At 70.0% G+C, this 19,614-nt stretch carries 15 protein-coding genes and 1 riboswitch; of the genes, 7 read left to right on the top strand and 8 right to left on the bottom strand.

Going from position 1 to position 19,614, the window contains the following annotated elements; genetic code table 11:
• Nucleotides 1-262: 262 nt before the first annotated feature.
• From E3O18_RS07335 to E3O18_RS07305, 7 genes are all read right to left on the bottom strand, one after another.
• Entirely contained in the window at nucleotides 263-586 is a 324-nt protein-coding gene (locus E3O18_RS07335) for a multidrug efflux SMR transporter (RefSeq protein ID WP_134342038.1), read from the bottom strand.
• 12 nt (nucleotides 587-598) lie between these two features.
• A riboswitch (guanidine-III (ykkC-III) riboswitch) is annotated at nucleotides 599-662 on the bottom strand.
• Between the two features lie 52 nt (nucleotides 663-714).
• Nucleotides 715-1,278 (bottom strand): Fe-S cluster assembly sulfur transfer protein SufU, encoded by a 564-nt coding sequence (sufU, locus tag E3O18_RS07330; RefSeq protein WP_134394457.1) that lies wholly within the window; start codon nucleotides 1,276-1,278, stop codon nucleotides 715-717.
• Nucleotides 1,275-2,591, bottom strand: coding sequence for a SufS family cysteine desulfurase (locus E3O18_RS07325; RefSeq protein WP_134417807.1), 1,317 nt, complete (start codon nucleotides 2,589-2,591; stop codon nucleotides 1,275-1,277). Before E3O18_RS07325 ends, sufU begins: the two co-directional genes overlap by 4 nt.
• Nucleotides 2,592-2,646: 55 nt before the next feature.
• The gene (locus tag E3O18_RS07320) at nucleotides 2,647-3,405 is read right to left on the bottom strand and encodes an ATP-binding cassette domain-containing protein (RefSeq protein WP_134417806.1); all 759 of its coding nucleotides are present in this window, start codon (nucleotides 3,403-3,405) and stop codon (nucleotides 2,647-2,649) included.
• Nucleotides 3,402-4,220: an ABC transporter permease gene (locus E3O18_RS07315; protein WP_241973395.1), complete on the bottom strand. Its 819-nt coding sequence runs from the start codon at nucleotides 4,218-4,220 to the stop codon at nucleotides 3,402-3,404. Before E3O18_RS07315 ends, E3O18_RS07320 begins: the two co-directional genes overlap by 4 nt.
• Before the next feature lie 7 nt (nucleotides 4,221-4,227).
• On the bottom strand, nucleotides 4,228-5,022 hold the full coding sequence (gene modA / locus E3O18_RS07310; protein WP_198410900.1) for a molybdate ABC transporter substrate-binding protein: 795 nt from the start codon (nucleotides 5,020-5,022) through the stop codon (nucleotides 4,228-4,230).
• Nucleotides 5,019-5,441, bottom strand: a complete 423-nt coding sequence (locus E3O18_RS07305; protein WP_134394460.1) for a TOBE domain-containing protein — start codon at nucleotides 5,439-5,441, stop codon at nucleotides 5,019-5,021. Before E3O18_RS07305 ends, modA begins: the two co-directional genes overlap by 4 nt.
• Nucleotides 5,442-5,525: 84 nt before the next feature.
• On the opposite strand from E3O18_RS07305, the gene E3O18_RS07300 reads away from it, so the two are divergent.
• The 3 genes from E3O18_RS07300 to E3O18_RS07290 all read left to right on the top strand — a co-directional run bounded on the left by E3O18_RS07300 (nucleotide 5,526) and on the right by E3O18_RS07290 (nucleotide 10,104).
• Complete coding sequence (locus E3O18_RS07300; protein WP_241976662.1) at nucleotides 5,526-6,065, top strand: MogA/MoaB family molybdenum cofactor biosynthesis protein; 540 nt, start codon at nucleotides 5,526-5,528, stop codon at nucleotides 6,063-6,065.
• Nucleotides 6,066-6,253: 188 nt separating this feature from the next.
• On the top strand, nucleotides 6,254-7,276 hold the full coding sequence (locus E3O18_RS16775; RefSeq protein WP_134417805.1) for an FAD binding domain-containing protein: 1,023 nt from the start codon (nucleotides 6,254-6,256) through the stop codon (nucleotides 7,274-7,276).
• Nucleotides 7,273-10,104: a molybdopterin-dependent oxidoreductase gene (locus E3O18_RS07290; RefSeq protein ID WP_134417803.1), complete on the top strand. Its 2,832-nt coding sequence runs from the start codon at nucleotides 7,273-7,275 to the stop codon at nucleotides 10,102-10,104. The genes E3O18_RS16775 and E3O18_RS07290 overlap by 4 nt, the downstream gene beginning before the upstream one ends.
• A gap of 31 nt (nucleotides 10,105-10,135) precedes the next feature.
• Here the strand turns inward: E3O18_RS07290 and pulA are convergent, their stop codons facing one another.
• Entirely contained in the window at nucleotides 10,136-15,913 is a 5,778-nt protein-coding gene (gene pulA / locus E3O18_RS07285; RefSeq protein ID WP_134417802.1) for a pullulanase-type alpha-1,6-glucosidase, read from the bottom strand.
• 204 nt (nucleotides 15,914-16,117) lie between these two features.
• On the opposite strand from pulA, the gene E3O18_RS07280 reads away from it, so the two are divergent.
• The 4 genes from E3O18_RS07280 to E3O18_RS07265 all read left to right on the top strand — a co-directional run bounded on the left by E3O18_RS07280 (nucleotide 16,118) and on the right by E3O18_RS07265 (nucleotide 19,596).
• Nucleotides 16,118-17,539: an amidohydrolase family protein gene (locus tag E3O18_RS07280; RefSeq protein WP_134417801.1), complete on the top strand. Its 1,422-nt coding sequence runs from the start codon at nucleotides 16,118-16,120 to the stop codon at nucleotides 17,537-17,539.
• A gap of 469 nt (nucleotides 17,540-18,008) precedes the next feature.
• Nucleotides 18,009-18,677 (top strand): nucleotidyltransferase family protein, encoded by a 669-nt coding sequence (locus E3O18_RS07275; protein WP_134394466.1) that lies wholly within the window; start codon nucleotides 18,009-18,011, stop codon nucleotides 18,675-18,677.
• Nucleotides 18,678-18,760: 83 nt separating this feature from the next.
• The gene (clpS, locus tag E3O18_RS07270) at nucleotides 18,761-19,045 is read left to right on the top strand and encodes an ATP-dependent Clp protease adapter ClpS (protein WP_241978138.1); all 285 of its coding nucleotides are present in this window, start codon (nucleotides 18,761-18,763) and stop codon (nucleotides 19,043-19,045) included.
• Nucleotides 19,045-19,596 (top strand): DUF2017 family protein, encoded by a 552-nt coding sequence (locus E3O18_RS07265; RefSeq protein ID WP_241976673.1) that lies wholly within the window; start codon nucleotides 19,045-19,047, stop codon nucleotides 19,594-19,596. The genes clpS and E3O18_RS07265 overlap by 1 nt, the downstream gene beginning before the upstream one ends.
• The last annotated feature ends 18 nt before the right edge of the window (nucleotides 19,597-19,614 follow it).

Raw genomic sequence — 19,614 nt, 5'->3', positions numbered from 1 at the left:
ACTGAAGTCAGAGACCCGGTGGACCTACACGCACCTCCCGGACGGAACCCTGAAGTGGACCTCGCCGACCGGGCGCACGTTCATCAGTGAGCCAGCCACGATCATCCGCCCACCGGGGAAGCGGCCGAAGCCGGGGCCGACGCCGAGGCCTTCATCTCAAGCGAGGTCTCGGCCACCCGAAGCGGACGAGCCACCGCCGTTGTGATGTTCCACCGTTCTGATGCTCTGATGCTCGCAGCGTCGGACGCGCTCAGCGACCGATTCAGTGCGCGGCGTCGACGAATTTCAACCCGACGACGCACCCCACCAGGCCGAGGATGAGCACAATCTTCAGCAGGGAGGCCGGCTCGGCGCCGAAGACCATGGCGTAGAGCACGGTGAGTGCCGCGCCGATCCCGACCCAGACGGCATACGCGGTCCCGGTCGAGATGTCCCGCATGGCAAAGGCCAGCCCGCCCATGCTGAGCACGAGCGCCACCGCGAACACGACGGATGGCCACAGTCGGGTGAACCCGGCCGACTTACCGAGCGCCGTGGCCCAGACGGCTTCCAGAACCCCGGACACAATGAGAATGATCCACGACATGACAACAGCTCCCGTGGCCAGTCTTGTCGCGTGCCGGGTACTGAACCGTCGTCCGGAGCCGCGTCGCGTGGCCTCCGCCCACCCTAGCCTCCGAGCCTGCGCGATCCCTGCGCAGACCTACACAGGCCCTACTCCGCGAGCAGAGCCGCCTCGAACGCCACCCAGGGCAGCATGGCGCACTTGACGCGGGCCGGGTAGCGGGAGACGCCGGCGAACGCGGCAGCGTCACCGAGCACCTCCTCGTCGGGCTCGATCGTGCCGCGCGAGCGCAGCATCTCGCGGAAGGTGTTCAGCACGGCCCGCGCGGTGGCGACGTTCTCGCCCCGCACGGTGTCGTGCAGCACGGATGCCGAGGCCATTGAAATCGAGCATCCGTCGCCGGCCCAGGCGAACTCCTCGATCACGGCGGCGTCGGCAGGCTCACCGGCCGACTCGGGCGAGCCGCCGGGTTCCCCGGCGCGCACACCGATGCGCACGGTCACCTCGTCGCCGCAGGTCGTGTTCACCTGATGCGACTCAGTCACGCGCAACCCGGAACCCGCACCGGCAGGAGAAGCGGCGCCACGAGCAGCACCGGCAGCAGTCCCGGCTGCCTCGAGCGGTGGCAGCCCCTCCGCCGAGGCACCGTTCCGGGACTTGGCGTGGTCGAGGATGATCTGCTGGTAGAGCTGCTGCATGGCGCTTTGGGTCATGACTTCACTCCGAAGAACGGGGCAACCTCGGCCAGGGTCGCCAGGAACCGGTCCACCTCGTCGGTGGTCGTGTACAGGTAGGTGCTCGCGCGGGTCGACGCAGTCACGCCGAGCCGGCGGTGCAACGGCTGGGCGCAGTGGTGCCCGACGCGCACCGCGATACCGGCCTCGTCGAGGTACTGACCGACATCGTGGGCGTGCACCCCGGCCAGGTCGAAGCTGGCCAGACCAATGCGGTCGACTCCGGCCGGCGGCCCGAGCAGACGCACCCCGGGGATGCCGGCGAGCCCGGCCACGAGGCGCTGCCCCAGTTCGGCCTCGCGCGCGGCGATGCGTTCCATCCCGGTCTCGGTCAGGTATTCCACCGCGGCGGCCAGGGCGATCGCCTGGGAGATGCGCTGGGTACCGGCCTCGAACCGCTGCGGCGGGGCGAGGAACTCGGCGGTGTGCATGTCCACGGTGGTGATCATGGATCCGCCGGTCAGGAACGGCGGCATGCCCGCGAGCAGCTCGGCCTTGCCGTAGAGCACACCGATGCCGGTCGGGCCGAGCATCTTGTGCCCGGAGAACACGGCGAAGTCCACGTCGAGGGCGGCGACGTCCACAGGCAGATGCGGCACCGACTGGCAGGCGTCCAGCAGCACCAGCGCTCCCACCGAGCGGGCCAGAGCTACGAGCTCGGCGACCGGGTTGATCGTGCCCACCACGTTGGAGGCGTGCGTGAGCGCGAGCAGGCGGGTGCGGGCTCCGATGACTCCCGCCGCCGCGGCCAGGTCGAGCGTGCCGTCATCCTGAACCGGGATGAACCGCAGGGTCGCGCCGGTGCGCAACGCGAGCTGCTGCCACGGAATCAGGTTGGCGTGGTGCTCCATCTCGGTGACGACGATCTCGTCGTCGGCGCCGAGTGAGAATCGTGTCGCCGCGGGGCCGCCGAGGCCGAGCGACGCGTTGGAGAAGGCGTAGGCGATGAGGTTGATGCCCTCGGTCGCGTTCGACGTCCAGACGATCTCGTCGGCCTCCGCCCCGATGAATGCGGCCACGGTCGCCCGGGCAGCCTCGAACGTCTCGGTGGCTCCGAACGCGAGCGTGTGGGCCCCGCGGTGCACGGCTGCGTTGCGCTGCTCGTAGAACTCCTGCTCGGCCTCCATGACGCTGAGCGGGTTCTGCGAGGTCGCGCCCGAGTCGAGGTAATTGAGCGGATGCCCATTGACCAGCTGATCGAGGATCGGGAAGTCGTTGCGGATGCGGTCGACTTCCTCGTCCGTCAGCGGGCGAGCGATCGCACGGGTGGACGGTGAAGCGGAAGACGTCATATCTACCAGCGTATTCCCTCCCCCGGGCAATGCACACCGAACTCTGACAGGGGTGTCACGGCGAGGCAGACAAGTCGAGCCCGAACGTCAGGGCCCGGGTGAACTCGGCCTGCGGGTGCGCGAACACCGAGCGGGTCGGCCCCTGCTCGATGATGCGCCCGCCCTGCAGCACAATCACCCGGTCGGCCAGCGCGAGGGCGTCGAGCGGGTCGTGGGTGACCAGGATGACGGACCGATCGAGCAGTACCCGGTGCAGCAACTGGCGTTGGGCGGGCACCGCCGCCACGTCGAGCGCGGTCATGGGCTCGTCGAGCAGCAGCAGCCGCGGGCTGGCCGCGAGGGCCCGGGCCACCGCGACCCGCTGGGCTTGGCCGCCGGACAGCATCCCGGGCCGCCGGTCGGCGAGGTCGGACACCTCGGCGGCGGCGAGCCACTCGTCGGCGAGAAGTCGTGACGCAGCCCGGGATTCCCCCGCGCTGCGCGGCCCGAACGCCACATTGTCGCGCACGTTCAGGTGCGGGAAGAGCAGCGGCTCCTGGGCGAGCAGCACCGTGCGTCGGGCGTGCGGCGGTGTGAAGATGCCCGGTCGCCCACCGCCGGCACGGTCTGCACCGTCGGCCGCCAGATCGAAGAAGACCTGCCCATCGAGGGTGGCCCGACCCGAATCGGGCCGCAGCAGACCCGCGCAGAGCTCGACGATGGTCGACTTGCCGGCCCCGTTGGAGCCGAGCAGCGCCACCGTCTCGCCCGGCGACACGGTGAAGGCGACCTCCAGTCCGCGCCGGCGCATCACGGCGGCCAGTTCGAAGGTCACGACAGTCCGCGCGGCCGGTGGGTGGCGACCATCACGATCAGGGCGACGGCCACGAGGAGCAGAGCCAGGGCGACGGCTGCATCCGCATCCGTTTCCCGCTGCAGGTAGATCTCGAGCGGCAGCGTGCGGGTGACCCCCTGCAGGCTGCCGGCGAACGTGAGGGTCGCTCCGAACTCACCGAGCGCGCGCGCGAACGCGAGCACCGCGCCGGAGATCAACCCGGGCAGCACCAGCGGTAGCGTCACCCGCCGGAAGACCGTGCCGGGGGTGGCGCCGAGCGTGGCGGCGACCGCCTCAAAGCGCGCGCCGGAGGCCCGCAGGGTCGCCTCCACGCTCAGCACCAGGAACGGCAGCGCCACGAAGGTCTGCGCGAGCACGACGGCGGTGGTCGAGAACGCGATCTGGATGCCGAGCACCTCGAAGGTCGCGCCGAGCAGGCCGCGGCGCCCGAAGGTCGACAGCAGGGCGATACCGCCCACGACGGGCGGCAGCACGAGCGGCAGCAACACGACGGCGCGCACGAGGCGTTGTCCGGGAAACCGGCTACGGGCCAGGGCGAGAGCCATCGGCACGCCGAATAGCAGGCAGAGCACGGTGCTCATCGTGGCGGTGCGCAGGCTGAGCAGCAGCGCCGCGACCGCCGCTTCGGAGGTCACGAGCGCACCGAACCGCGACCAGTCAACGCGCAGGGTCATGCCCACGATCGGCAGCACGATGAACAGGGCGCCGAGGGCAGCCACAAGGAGGGTCCAGCGGGGCACGCCGAGGGTGACCCGGCCGTCGTGGGGGCCGGTGTGGGAGTCGGAGCGACTCACCACCACCTCACGGCGCGCCAAAACCGGCCGCCCCGAGCACGGTCTGACCGGTCGCTCCGGTCACGAACCGGGTGAAGGCCGCCCCGAGCAGCGCCTGCTTACTGCCCGCCACGACGGCGATCGGGTATTCATTCACGGCCTGATCTGCTTCCGGCACCGGGATGCCGAGAACCGCGTCGCCGGCGGAGGCAACGTCGGTCACATAGACGAGCCCGGCATCCGCGTCGCCCGATGTGACCTTGCCGAGCACGCCGGTGACGGCGTTCTCTTCGCTCACCGGCGCGAGCCGGACGCCAGCCGCCGCCTCGAGGGCCGGCAGCGCGGCGCCGCACGGCACCTGCGGCGCGCAGACCACTACGTCCACACTCGGCGCGGCGAGGTCGGCGAAGGAATCGATGCCGGCCGGGTTGTCGGCGGGTACGGCGATCATGAGAGTGTTGGTGGCGAAGACCGCCGGGACGCCGTCGAGGAGGCCGTCGCCGCTGAGCTTGGCCATGGTCCTGGCGTCCGCCGCCGCGAACACATCGGCCGGGGCGCCCTCCCGGATCTGGGTCACGAGGTCGGCCGAGCCTGCGAAGTTGAGCGCGACCGTTACGCCGGGATGGGCGGCCTCGAACCGGTCGGCCAGCTCAGTGAAGGTCTCGGTGAGGGATGCCGCGGCGTACACGGTGAGCGTCTGACCCGGCTCCGTAGACGCCCCGGTCGCCCCCGACGAGGCCCCGGCCGTTCCTGCGCAGCCGGCCAGCACGACGGATGCCGCCGCCAGCCCGACCGCGACGCGCACGCTCCACACTCGGGTCACGACTGGCCCTTCGGGGTTTCGACGATCACGGTGGTGGCCTTGACCACGGCCACGGCCACCGACCCCGGCACCAGGCCGAGGTCACGCACGGCCTCGGTGCTCATCAGGGACACCACCCGGTGGGGGCCGCACTGCAGCTCGACCTGGCTCATCACCGGATCGCTCACCACGCGGGTGACCAGTCCGACGAAACGGTTGCGGGCCGAGCTCGCCGTCGTGGACGGATCCGCGGGCGACAGCGCGTTCTCTCGGGCCAGCGCGGTCTCCCGGGCCAGGTGGGCCAGGTCGGATCCGTCGACGACCATGCGTCCGGCGTCGTCGGCGCTCGCGGCGAGCGCCCCATTGTCGATCCAGCGCCGCAGGGTGTCGTCGCTGACCCCGAGGTACCCGGCGGCTTCCTTGATCCGTATCTGCGACATATTGAGCATCTTATTACCGCATCTGCGGAATAGACACCGGGAGGGGCGGCAACGAGGCTGCCGCAGTGAGGCAGGATGGAGCGCGTGACCGCCACAGCGAACCTTCCGTCGACTTCGTCCGAACCCACCGAACCACGCGAACCACGTGCACCGCGCCGCGCGCAGGTCATCGTCGCCTCCACCCGCGCCGCGGCCGGGGTCTACCCGGACCGCACCGGCCCCGTGCTCGATGCCTGGCTTCGGGAGCGCGGCTTCACGCTCGGCGAGCGCCGCGTCGTGCCCGACGGCGACCCGGTCGGCGCTGCCCTGATCGAGGCCCTCGACGCTGGCATCGACCTCGTGATCACCACGGGCGGCACGGGCGTCAGCCCCCACGACCTCACCCCCGAGCAGACCCTCCCGCACCTCGACCGGCTGCTCCCCGGGCTGATGGAGGAATTCCGCCGCCGCGGCGCCGCATCCACCCCTCTGGCCGTCATCTCGCGCGGTCACGCCGGGATCGCCCGCGGGCGCACCCTGGTGATCAACCTCCCCGGCTCCCCCAACGGCGTGAAGGATGGGCTGGGTCTCCTCGCCGACGTGCTCGACCACATCCTCGACCAGCTCCACGGTGTGGACCACTAGCTGAACGGGCCCCACTGGCCCCACGAGCTCCGCTGGCTCCCGCCCTTCCGCGTACCCGTGCCCTGCGCGAAAACAGGGTGGCTCGCCGTGAGGATGCCGCGAGCACGCGCGTCGACTCGCGGGGCGACTCGGGCGAGCGGATAATTCAGGGTGTCGACCTGCACCCGAGCGGTCGAGTGAGGGAAACGATGGACCTCAACACCGTGCTCACGATCACCCCCGCCCGTCACCGTGACGATCTCGCGCTCCTCGACGCCCAGGTGGCCCCGCTCGCGGGCGGCTCCGACCTGTTCGCCGACCCGCAGACGCACCTCACCGGGCTGGTCGACCTGCAGACCCTGGGCTGGCCCGCTCTGACCCTGACGACGGATACCGGCACCCCGGACACCGGCCCAGGCGCCGTCACCGGCACGGATGCCCACACCGGCGAGCGCGCCACCGGCACCACCACCGGCACCACCCCCGGCCTCACCATCGCCGCCACCTGCACCATCGCCGAACTCTCCCGTCTGGCGGCCGCACCCGGCTGGACCGCGCATCCCCTGATCTTCCAGTGCTGCACTGCCCTCTACGGCTCATTCAAGATCTGGAACGTCGCCACCGTCGGCGGCAACCTCTGCGCCTCCCTGCCGGCCGGCCCGATGACCAGCCTGGCTGCCGCCCTCGACGCGGAGGTGCTGATCTGGCGCCGTGACGGCAGCGACGAACGGTTGCCCGCAGCGTCCTTCGTCACCGGCAACACCACCAACGCGCTCCGCACCGGCGATGTGCTGCGGTCCATCCACGTGCCGACCTCCTCGCTGGCGGCCCGCACCGCGTACCGCAAGATCGCCCTCTCCCCACTCGGCCGCTCCGGCGCCGTGCTGATCGGCCGGCTCGACCGCGCCGACCCCTCCGACAGCGACGACACGGCCGCCCGCGACGACAGCGCCGGCACCGGCCGCTTCGTACTCACCGTCACCGCCGGCACCGTGCGTCCGGTGCAGCTGCGCTACGACTCCGTGCCCGACGCGGGCACACTCGCCCAGGACATCGCCGCCATCGACTGCTGGTTCACGGATGCCCACGGCGCCGCCGACTGGCGCCGCGCCGTGAGCGGCGTGCTCGGCGAGGAGATCCGAGCCGAGCTGGAACAGCAGCCCGAACCGAGACAGGAACCCGAACCGGCCGCGCGAGACCAGGCGGCGCCCCGGAGCGGAGACCGCTCATGAGATTCCAGATCAACGGCGAACCCGTCGATGCCTCCCCTGCCCCCGGGCAGTGCCTGCGCTCCTTCATCCGCGACCAGGAGCACTTCGAAGTCAAGAAGGGCTGCGACACCGGCGACTGCGGCGCCTGCTCCGTGCTGGTCGACGGCACTCCGGTGCACTCCTGCATCTACCCGGCGTTCCGGGCCGAGGGCACAGAGGTCACGACCGTGGCCGGGCTCGGCCTGCCCGGCGATCTGGCCAAGGTCCAGCAGCGCTTCGTCGACGCCGCCGGGTTCCAATGCGGGTTCTGCACCGCCGGCATGATCGTGACCGCGTCCGCCCTGACCGAGACCGACCTTGACGACCTCCCCCGCCTGCTCAAGGGCAACCTGTGCCGCTGCACCGGCTACCGCGCCATCGAGGACGCCATCCGCGGCACCCACACCCCCGTCAACAGCTCAGCCAGGACAGACGGCTCCTGTCGCGCCGACGCACCGGCACGCACCGGCCTGGGCCCGGTCGTCCAGACCGGACCGCGCCCCGGCACGGTCGGCACCTCCCTGGCGGCCCCGGCCAGCGAACGCGTGGTCAGTGGGCAGGAGCCGTACACCCTCGACGTCACGCTGCCCGGCCTCCTGCACCTCAGCGTGCTGCAGAGCACGATTGCGCACGCGCGCATCCGTTCGATCCAGACCGACGCAGCCGCGGCCCTACCCGGGGTGCACGCCGTGCTCACCCACGCCGACTCCCCGGCCATCCTGTTCTCCACCGCCCGGCACGAGGACCGCCTCGACGACCCCGACGACACCCTCGTGCTCGATTCGGTCGTGCGGTTCCGCGGCCAGCGCGTCGCGGCCGTCGTCGCCGACACGCTCGCCATCGCAGAGGCCGCCTGCCGCCTGATCGAGATCGACTACGAGACGCTGCCGGCGGTCTTCGACCCGTACGCCGCTCTCCTGCCCGGCGCACCCCTGGTTCACGGCGACAAGGATGCCGCCGCGAGCCGGCTGGCCGACCCGACCCGCAACCTGGTGGCCGAGCTGCACGGCGAATACGGCGACATCGCGGCCGGCCTGGCCGGCTCCGCCCACAGCGTGAGCGGAACCTGGCAGACCCAACGGGTGGCGCATACCCATTTGGAGACGCACGCCACCATCGGCTGGCTGGAGGATGACCGGCTCATCCTGCGCACCAGTTCCCAGGTGCCGTTCCTGGTGCACCGCGAGATCTGCCGCCTATTCGCCCTCGACCCGGAGCGGCTGCGCGTGTTCACGGCCCGGGTCGGCGGCGGCTTCGGCGGCAAGCAGGAGATCCTGACCGAGGACATCGTCGCGCTCGCGGTGCTGAAGACCGGGCGCCCCGTGCAATACGAGTTCAGCCGTACCGACGAGTTCACCCTCTCCCCGGCCCGTCACCCCATGCGCATCGACGTCACCCTCGGCGCCGACGACGCTGGCCGCCTCACCGCACTGAAGCTGGGTGTGCTCGCGGACACCGGCGCCTATGGCAACCACGGCCCCGGGGTGATGTTCCACGGCAGCTCCGAGTCGGTCAGCCTCTACCGGGTGCCCAACAAGCGGGTGGATGCCCGAAGCGTCTACACGAACAACCTCCCGTCGGGCGCCTTCCGCGGCTACGGCCTCGGCCAGGTGATCTTCGGCGTCGAGTCCGCGCTCGACGAGCTCGCCCGCACCGTCGGCATCAACCCGTTCGACCTGCGCCGGCGAAACTCGGTCGGCCCGAACGACCCGCTCGTGGTCACCCACGTGGAGGGCGAGGACCTCATCTTCGGCAGCTACGGACTCGACCAGTGCTTCGACCTGGCCCAGACGGCCCTGGCCCGCGGCAACGGAGCCACCGTGCCGCCCGGCGAGCACTGGAAGACCGGCGAGGGCATGGCCACCGCCATGATCGCGACCACCCCGCCGCGCGGGCACTACGCGCAGGCCTCCGTCACCCTCGAAAACGCGGTCCTCGAATCCCCCACCCGCTACACCGTCCGCGTCGGCACCGTCGAGTTCGGCAACGGCACCACCACCGTGCACGCGCAGCTCGCCGCCACGGCCCTGCACACGACTCCCGACCGAATCGAGATCCTGCAGTCCGACACGGATGCCATCGGCTACGACACCGGCGCGTTCGGCTCCGCGGGCGTCGTCATCGCCGGCAAGGCCGTACTCGCGGCGGCGAACGACCTGGCCGACACGCTGCGGTCGGCCGCCACGGAGATGCACCCGGAGATCCCCGCCGCCGCCTGGACCCTGGAACCCGACGGGCTGCGCAGCGGTGAGGTGTTCGTGTCGCTGGCCGAACTGGCCGGGCAGGCATCCGCAACCGGGGCATCCGTGCCCGGGGCACCCGCTCTCCGCGGTGTCGGCGCCGAAGACGGCGCCCGTCGCTCGGTGGCGTTCAACGTGCACGCGTTCCGGGTGGCCGTGAACACGCAAACCGGCGAGGTGCGCATTCTGCAGTCGATCCAGGCGGCGGATGCCGGGGTCGTGATGAACCCGGAGCAGTGCCGCGGCCAGATCGAGGGTGGGGTCGCGCAGGCGATCGGCACCGCACTCTACGAGGAGGTCATCCTCGACGGGGCGGGCACCGTGACCACGAGCGTGCTGCGGAATTACCACATCCCGCAGCTCGCCGACCTGCCCGTGACCGAGGTGTACTTCGCGGACACGAGCGACGTGCTCGGCCCGTTCGGGGCGAAGTCGATGAGCGAGTCGCCCTACAACCCGGTGGCGCCCGCGCTGGCGAACGCGGTGCGCGACGCCATCGGCATCCGTCCCACCGAACTGCCGATGTCGCGCGACCGGATCTGGCGGCTACTGCACCCCGTTCGCTCCTGAACGGGGCGCAGCGACGGGGTGCGGCCGCGGGCTACCGCTTCTTCGCCGTCCGCTCCTGCGCGTCGACGAGCACCGCGACCGTTCGGGCGGGAACGGTGACCGTGCCGGTCGCCGTGTCCCAGGTCGTCGACTTGACGAGCGCATCCGCACCGGCGGCCTGGATGCCGCTGAGGGCGTAGCCGCGCCCGGCCAACTCGCTGAGCAGAACCGTCTGAGGTTCGGGGCTGGCGTTGAAGAGCACCAGCAGGCCGTCCAGTTTCCTGTCGACGTCGAAACCTACCGTGTCGTCGACGCTCATCGTGATGACGCCGGGGGTGGCGTCCGGTCCGCCGGCCGGGAAGGTCAGCTTCTGGTTGATCAGCTTCGCATCGCCGAGCCGGAACAGCTCGGTCGACTGCTTGAGGCGCAGCAGGTCCTGGGCCTGGGCAGACGCGAACGAGATGTCGTCCGGCGTCGGCTTGAGGGCCGGGTCCTCGAGCAGCGGGCGCATGATGTCCCACTTGTCCTCGTTGGCGGCCGCTGACGGCAGACCGACGCCGAAGTTGCTGGTCTGGCCGGTCCAGTCGATGCGGTTGAACCAGTCGCCCGAGTTGTAGCTGTCGCGATCGAGCGACTTCGAGCGCAGCAGGTCGGTTCCGGCGTGCCAGAGCGACGGTGCCTGCGACAGGGTCGCGGTGGCCAGGGACAAGGTGTTCATGCGCACCCGGTCGCTCATCCCGGTGTCGGCCGGCAGCTTGAGGGCGAGCAGGTCGTAGAGCGTCTCGTTGTCGTGCGCGTCGACGTAGTTGATCACCTCGTCCGGCTGGTCCGCATACCCGGCCGGCGACCCGTTGTAGTCGAGTTCGTCGCCGCGCTTCACCGTGCCGTCGCTGGTGACGAAGCTGAAGTCGCGCAGGTTCGCGGCCAGGCCGAGCCGCACCAGGTCGCTGGCCTGCCCGAGCCGGGCGAGCGCCTGCTCGGGGGTGCCGTTGATCGCCACGCCGTTGGGATCGGTGCCGAGCCCGGTGCCGAAGCCCTGCTGCTGCACGGTGCTGCCGTCGACGGGGCTGCCGCCGTGCACCGCGTCGCGCAGCCGGTCGTTGAACGTGCCGATGCCGGTTCCGCCCAGCTGGCCCTGCGTCGACTGCTCGAACAGGGCGTTGTTCGCGACCTCGCCGAAGTTCCAGCCCTCACCGTAGAGGTAGATCGCCTGGCCGTCCACGCCGTGCTTCTTCAGGGTGAGTGCGTCGAGGGCATCCCGCACGGCCAGCAGGTTGGCCTTCGAGTGGTGGCCCATCAGGTCGAACCGGAACCCGTCCACGCGGTACTCCTTCGCCCAGAGCACGACGGAGTCGACCATGAGCTTCTGGGCCAGTTCGTGCTCGGTGGCGATGTTCTGGCAGCAGGTGGAGGTCTCGACGGCGCCTTGCGGGTTGAGACGGTGGTAGTAACCGGGCACGACCTGGTCGAGCACCGATTTCTCCCCCTGGCCGCTCTGCGCGGTGTGGTTGAACACCTCGTCGAGCACGACCTGCAGGCCGTCCTCGTGCAGGGCCCCCACCATGCCGCGGAACTCGGCTACCCGGGCGCCGCCGTCGGCGTTCACCGCGTAGGACCCCTCCGGCGCCGAGAAGTGGAACGGGTCGTAACCCCAGTTGAAGCCGTCCTGGTCCCTGATCGCCTGGATGCACGCCTGCTGGTCCGGCGAGGCCGGTCCGAAGGAGGCCAGGTCGCAGGCGGGCACGGCCTGGAGGGCGCGGTCTTCCTGGATCGTGGCGATGTCGAAGGTCGGCAGCAGGTGCACGGTGTTGAGCCCGGCAGCCGCCAGCTCGGACAGATGCCGGGTTCCCGCGCTGTCGACCCCGAACGCGCCGTAGGTGCCGCGGAGCTCTTCCGGCACGGTGTCGTCGGAGATCGAGAAGTCGCGCACGTGCAGTTCGTAGATCGACCGGTCCACGGCCTTCTCGATCAGCGGCGACTTCGCTTTCTCCCACGCCGTGGGGCGGTAGGCCTTATCGGCCAGGTCGATGAGCACCGACCGGGTGGAGTTCTGCGTCAGGGCGACCGAGTACGGGTCGGTGACCTGGTTCGACTCGATCTTGCCCGTCGTCGGTGCGAACACCGTGACCTCGAAGACGAAGGATGCGCCGGTCCAGTTCTTGGCGCCGGTCGCGGTCCACGTGCCGTCACCCTGACGCGTCAACGCGATGCGCTCCGGGTCGGCCGTGTCGCTCGCCGTCCAGACGAGCGCGTCGACGTTCTGCGCCGTGGGAGCCCAGACCGCGATCGTGGGCCGCTTCTTCGACCAGGTGACGCCGAGCGTCCGGTCCGCTGCGGCATCCGCGTAGAGGTCGTCGAGCACGCCGGGCAGTTGCACGCCCGTGAACGCGGTGAGGATGCCTGTGGTGTCGTCGGTGCCGGTGCCGGACTGGGCCACCGCCAGCTGGGTGGTGAGCAGCCGTTCCACCTCCGACCGGTCCACACCGACCGGGCGCAGGGCCACGGACCCGACGAGGGCCGGGAAACGCGCTTTCTCCGCGTCGGAGAGGCCTGCCGGGTCGTACTCGAGGGCGACCGTGTCACCGCCGGTCACCGCTCCGTCGACGACCGCCAGGTCGGCGGCCGGCGAGGAGTGCAACGCGAAGCCGAGCGCGGCCGGGTCGGCATTCACGGGCAGCAGGTCACGCGGCCAGGCGAGAGTCTTCTCGCTCACCCAGTGCGCGCGCTGCGCTCCCGTGCCGGCCAGCGGCGGGTCGGTCACCGTGATCGTGAGCACGTGGGCGGCGAGGTCGTAACTGAACAGGGTTTCCTTGCCCTCGGTGGCCGTGAACGACAGGTTCGCGCCGTTCGGCACGCCGTCGGCGCCATAGTTCTCGTCCCAGCCGAGGTTGTGCGCGACCTTCGCCTCGTACGAGCCGGTCGGCAGGGTGTTCGAACTCAGGGTGAGGATGCCGTCGCCGTTCACGTCCTGCAACCAGGTTGCAAGGCAGTCCGGTTTCCAGTCTCCGGGGCAACCGGCCTCCTCCTGGAAGGAACCGGCCGCGACGACGATATCGCCCTCGGCCGTGCCCTGGAAGAAGTTGTTGCGCGGGTCGAAGTAGAACGTGACCGGGCCGCCGGCGGTCGTGTAGCTCACGTTGTCGCCGCCGGGAACTCCGCCGGAACCGTAGTTGAGGTCCCAGGAGCCGTTGACGGCGATCTTGTACTCGTAGTCGCCGGCCGGAAGGTCGAATGTGCCGGCGTAGATGCCGTCGGCTCGGAGGGTCAGTTTCGCGGCCTCACAGCCGGGCTGCCAGTCCCCGGCACAACCCATCTCGGAGTTGTGACTACCGGCCACCGTGACCAGGTCGATCGCGGCGTCGGGCGTGCCGGTATCGGCGAGCGACACCGTGTTGCCCACGGAGGCGAAGCTGGACGCGGCGGCCCGCTGGCCGGCGGCATCCGTGGAGACGGCGCGGTATTCGACCAGGGTGCCCGTGGTGAGGCCGGCGGTGTCGTGGAAGACCCGCGGAGTGGTGTCTTCGGCGGTGCCGAGGCTGGTCCACTTCGTGTCCCCCACGACCCGCCAGGCGAAGCCGGTCTCCTGCCAGGTCCCGTCGTCGACGGTGGCCCCGACGGGTGAGACGCCGGTGACGCCGGCTCCGGCTGCCGGGGCGGCGACCGTGATCGCGGCGGCCGCGGCCGGAGCGCTGACGGGTCGGTCGGCCACGAGCACCACCGAGCCGCGGGCCGGCACGGTGACGGCCAGGTCGCCGGTGTCGCCGGATACTGCGGCCGCGGTGTCGCCGAACAGCACCGAGTAGGACGCGTCCGTGGTGAGGGTGGGGATCGTCACGGTTTTCGCCGCGGCCGAGTTGTTGACGGCGACGAGGTGTTCGATCTTCTCCGTGCGGTCGACCCGGCTGAACGCGTAGACGCCGGCCCCGGTGTCGGCATAACGCTCGATCTGGGCGCCCGTCGCGAGGGCCGGGTGGTCGCTCCGCAGCGCGGAGAGCTCAGCGATCCGACTGTAGAGCGGCGCATCCGTCGCGAACCGGTCGACCGAACCGGCGGTCTCGCCGGTGATCAGCGGCTGGTTCGCGTACTCGGACACCTGGCTGGCGAACAACGACTGACGGGCGTCCTTGTCGCCGCCCGCGCCCATGAAACCCTGCTCGTCGCCGTAGTAGACCACCGGCTGGCCGCGGGTCAGGAACATGAGCTCGTGGGCGAGCACGTCGCGGGCCAGCGGATCATCGGTGTTCTTCAGGAAGTAGCCGATCCGGCCCATATCGTGGTTGCCGAGGAAGGTCGGCAGCGCGGAGGCGTTGGAGTCGGGAGTCGTGTAGAGGTCGTCGGAGGCGAACAGCTGGCTGAGCCCCTTCGCGGAGTTCCCGGCGGCGAAGCTGGTCGCCTGCGACTGGAATCCGAAGTCGAGCACCGAGTTGAGGTCGGTCTTGCGCACATACGGGGACGTCTTCGCGGCATCCGCGTCGTAGACCTCACCGAACATGAAGAAGTCGGGCTTGCCGGCGGCGTGCGCGTAGTCGAGCACTTGCGTGGACCACGTGTCCCAGAATTCCAGGTTGACGTGCTTGACCGTGTCGATACGGAAGCCGTCGATACCAAGGTCGACCCAGTCCGTGTACACGTCGACGAAGCCGTTGACGACGGCCGGGTTCTCGGTCATCAGGTCGTCGAGACCGGAGAAGTCGCCGTCGAGGTTGCTCTCACCCTCGAAGGTCGAGTCTCCCCGGTTGTGGTACAGCGTCGGGTCGTTCAGCCAGGCCGGCACCTTGGCCGTGGCGTCGGCGGCCGCGACGAACGGCGTGTAGGGGAAGGAGGTCCCGTCGAGGGTCGGGAATTCGTCGGTCCCCGCGTAGTCGGCCGGGTCGAAGGGCTCACCGGCCGCGGTCGTGTAGGGCGACGTGGCCTTGTCGATGTAGGAGTACTGCTTCTCCTCGTTGTCGATGACGTCGGCGGTGTGGTTGGTGATGATGTCGAAGTACACCTTGATGCCGCGGGCGTGCGCGTCGTCGATAAGCGCCTTGAGCTCGGCGTTGGTGCCGAGGTGCGGGTCGATCTGGGTGAAGTCGGTGATCCAGTAGCCGTGGTAGCCCGCGGAGGCGTTCGCGCCCTCGCCCTGCACGGCCCGGTTCTTGAACGACGGCGTGAGCCAGAGGGCGCTCGTGCCGAGACCCTCGATGTAGTCGAGCTGGGAACGGAGCCCGGCGAGGTCGCCGCCGTTGTAGAAGCCCTTGTTCGCGGGGTCGTAGCCGGACACCAGTGGGTCGTCGCCGAGGCCGGCGGTGTTGTTGGCCGGGTCGGCGTCCTTGAACCGGTCGGTCATCACGAAGTAGAACTGCTCGTCGCTGCCGGGCTGGCGGATGGGCGCGGCCGCCACGGCCTCGTCCTCCGCGGAGTAGGCACCGGCCAGGGAGAGTACCTCGAGGCCGACGCGCTTCCTGCTGAGGTCGAAGGTGAAGCTCAACCGGCTTTCACCGGCGACGGTCAGCGGGATGTTGTCGGCACCACCGTCCAGCCCGTAGGTCTCGTCCCACGCGTCGTTGAGGGCGACCTTGTAGTCGTAGCTGCCGGCCGGCACCGTGAACTCGGCGGACCAGACCCCGTCGACGCCCGTCGGGGCCAGCTCGGTGGACTCGCAGGTCGGTTGCCAGTCCTCCGTGCAGCCCAACTCGCTCTGCAGGCTGCCGACCAGGGCGACCGTCGGGGTGGCGGCGGCCGCGGACACCTCGGAGAAGGCGAGACCGGAGAGAACGATCGCGCCGGCTCCGATCGTGGCCACGATGCGGCGGATGGCCGGGCGGCGTGTAGCGGTGCGTTTCGTCAACAGTGACTCCCCCTGTCTCGCGCCCGGTGGCGCTGAGAACAACAGAAGTGACGCTACTCCGTCGCGTACCGCATATGCAAGCGTTTGCTGCAAGCGTTTACTTGATTGCGCGGCGGCCGAGCCGGATGACCCCCCATACACTGAACGAGTCCGGTGGAAACGAGTCCAGTGGAAGAGAACGACGAACAGAGAACGGGCTCTCACGTGACACCGTCCAGCCGGGTCTACCGCGGCCACATCTTCCACATTGCCGGCTCCCCCACCGTGGCCGCCGCGCACCGGCACCTCGTGTCCCTCCCCGACGGCGTCCTGGTGACCACCGACACGGGCCGAATCGCCTGGGTGGGCTCATTCGTCGACCTCCCTGCCGTTTACGGAACTTTGGCGGTCACCGACAACCGGGGCGGTTTCATCCTGCCCGGCTTCGTCGACACCCACGTGCACTTCCCGCAGACCTATTCCACGGATGCCTATGGCGGCGGCCAGCTGCTCGAGTGGCTGGACAACTGCGTCTTCCCGGCCGAGGCGCGCCTGGCCGACCCCGGGTTCGGCGAGCAGATCGCCCGGGACTTCACCCGTCGCCGCGTCGCCGCGGGCACGACCAGCGCCCTGGTCTTCGGCTCCGCGTTCCCTTCCGCGCAGGACGCCCTGTTCGAGGAATCGCACCGGGCCGGACTGCGCCTGGTCAGCGGGCGCGGAATCCAGACGGTCGGTTCGGAGCCCTCGCAGGCGCTGCTCACCAGCGAGGCCAGGGCCCTGGAGCTTGTGACGGATGAGATCGCCCGCTGGCACGCGGTCGACACCGGTGACCCCGCCACCGCGCTGCTTCAGGTGGCGGTGGTGCCGCGGTTCAGCCTCTCGGTCACCCCCACGACCCTGGCGGGGCTCGGCGAGCTCTACGACTCGGTGCGCGGCCAGGGGGTCTACTTCCACAGCCACCTGAACGAGAACAACCGGCCGGGCACGGGTGAGATCGACGCCGTGAAGTCGGTCTACCAGGTCGACACCTACCTCGACACCTACGACGGCCGGTTCCTGCCGGGGTCGGCGCGGGGCGGGTCGAGCCTGCTGGGGCGGCGCAGCATCCTCGCCCACGCCGTGCACTGTGAGGACAGCGAGCTGGCCCGCCTGGCCGAGACGGGAACGAGCGTGGCGCACTGCCCCACGTCGCAGCAGTTCCTGGGATCGGGCACCATGCCGTGGCTGCGCACGACGTCGTTCGGCGTGAATGTGGCGATCGGGTCGGATGTCGGCGCGGGCGACGAATGGCTCATCTCCCGGGTGCTCAACGACTGTTTCAAAGTGCACCTGTCCGAGCCCGGAGAGGCGGGCCTATCGCTGGACCCGGCCGCCCTGCTCTTCACCGGAACCCTGGCCGGCGCGCGCGCACTCGACATGGAGGCCCGGTTCGGTAACTTCGACGTGGGCAAGGACGCCGACTTCCTGCTGATCGAGCCGGACCGCTGGGAGCCCCTCGCCACGGTGCTCGAGCGCGGCATCCGGGCCGACGACGAGGAGATGGCCACCGACCAGACCCTCTTCGCGCTTCTGCTGGCCCTCCGCCAGCCCGCGATCGCCGGCGTCTTCGTGCGCGGCCGCCGGGTGCTCGCCCCGACCGGCGGTTGAGCCGCCTGGCCGTTGAGCCGCCCTCCCGCCTTCCAGTCCCGCCCTCAATCCCGCCCTGGCCGAACGAATTCGACGGAGATTTTGTTCAGAACCGGCCCCGAGCATCCGGTTGGGCGCGAAATCGGTAGAATCTCCGTCGAATTCGTTAGGGAGCCCGGGTGCCTGAGGGGCGCGGGTGCCTGAGGGGCGCGGGTGCCTGCAACCGGACGACCACGGCGGAGCGAACACCGGTGATTGAGCTCGTCGAAACCGGCGAGCCACCCTCCGAACCCGCCCCGGCCGAACGAATTCGACGGAGATTTTTGCTCCGAACCGGCCCCCGACATCCGTTTCACCCTGAAATCGGTAGAATCTCCGTCGAATTCGTCAGGGGTTGATGGACTAAAAGGCCGAGAGTCGTGCGGGCCGTGCCCGACCGACCTCCACACCCGCACCCGCCCCTGCACCGCACCGCCCTACGATGGCAGGCATGGCCACTTCCTCCGCACCGATCGCCGGCCTCGTGCTCGCAGCCGGCGCCGGCTCCCGCTACGGCATGCCGAAGGCACTTGCGCGGGGCAACGACGGCATCCCCTGGCTGGTGCGCACGATCCGCACGCTCACGGATGCCGGCTGCTCACCGGTGATCGTCGTGATCGGCGCCGAAACCGCAGAAGTCCGGGCACTGCTCCACCAATTCGGCATGACCCCGTCGGTCGTCCTCACGCAGGCTGAAGACTGGGCAGAGGGACTCTCCGCGTCCCTGCGAGCGGGCCTGCGACAAGCCACCGAGCTGCAGGCCACCGAGCTCCTGCCTGCTCCGGTCGCCGTGGCGATCGTCCCGGTCGATATCCCGGGTCTGCTGCCCGGCACGGTCGCACGACTGATCGGCACCCTGCCCACAAACACCCTGCCCACAATCACCCTGCCCGGTGATACGGATGCCGACGCGAACCCCGTCGGCCCGCTCACGCTCCGGCAGGCCGGCTTCGACGCCCGCCCGGGACACCCGGTGGTGATCGGGCGAGCACACTGGGGCGCGCTCATCGACTCCGCCACCGGCGACACCGGCGCACGTCCCTACCTGCAGTCTCACGACACCCGGCTGGTCGATTGCGCCGACCTCGAGACCGGGCTCGACGTCGACACGCGCGACTGAGCATCGAAACCGCACCGCACCACGCCCCCGAACACCGGCCACACCGGGTTGGAATTGCCCCCCCTCCGTGTGAGGCTTAACCCGTGCCGAAGACTGACGAACGACTCGATCTGCGAGACGCCGTGTCCCTCGATCGCCCCTGGACCACCATCGTCTGGGACGACCCGGTGAACCTGATGTCCTACGTCTCCTACGTGTTCCGCAGCTACTTCGGCATCTCCGCCCGGGAGTCCGAGCGCCTCATGCTGCAGGTGCACAACGACGGGAAGGCCGTCGTCGCTTCCGGCAACCGGGAAGCCATGGAACGCCACGTCGAAGCCATGCACGGCTACGGGCTGTGGGCCACCCTCGCCAAGGCCGACGCGTGATGCAGTTCATGTCGGGCAGCGAGAACGCCGGCAGCGTGACCGCCCGGTTCGAACCCGTCGAGATCGGCCTGTTGCGCCTGGCCGCGAGCCAGCTGATTGACCTGCTGGAGGCCGCCGAAACCCACGCACTCGGCACATCCGGTGACCCGGCCCTGCGTCGGCTCCTGCCGGATGCCTACGCCGATGATCCCGAGGCCGCCGCGGAATTCCGCCGGTTCACCGCCGACGACCTGCTCGAGCGCAAAGTGCGGAACGCCCGGTGCCTGCTTGCGACGCTCGCCGAGGAACCAAACGCCGACATCGGCGACGAATCAACCGACGCCGAGCTACATGCGGCCGCCGAGGCGCCCGTGACCATCGACCTCGACGCCGACGACGTACAGTCCTGGCTGCGCACGCTCACCGACCTGCGCCTCACCCTTGCCGAACGCCTCGAGATCGGGCCCGACGGGGTGCCGGGGCGGAGCGCCGACGAGGCACCATTCCTGAACGACATCTACGACTGGTTCGGTATGGTGCAGGAATCCTTGGTCTACGCGGTCGACGTCTGACCCACCGGAGACTCGCAA

It is taken from the genome of Cryobacterium sp. TMT2-42-4, from assembly GCF_004402645.1.
In the GTDB taxonomy this organism is placed as follows: domain Bacteria; phylum Actinomycetota; class Actinomycetes; order Actinomycetales; family Microbacteriaceae; genus Cryobacterium; species Cryobacterium sandaracinum.
This window is presented reverse-complemented; position numbering and strand designations above follow the sequence as displayed.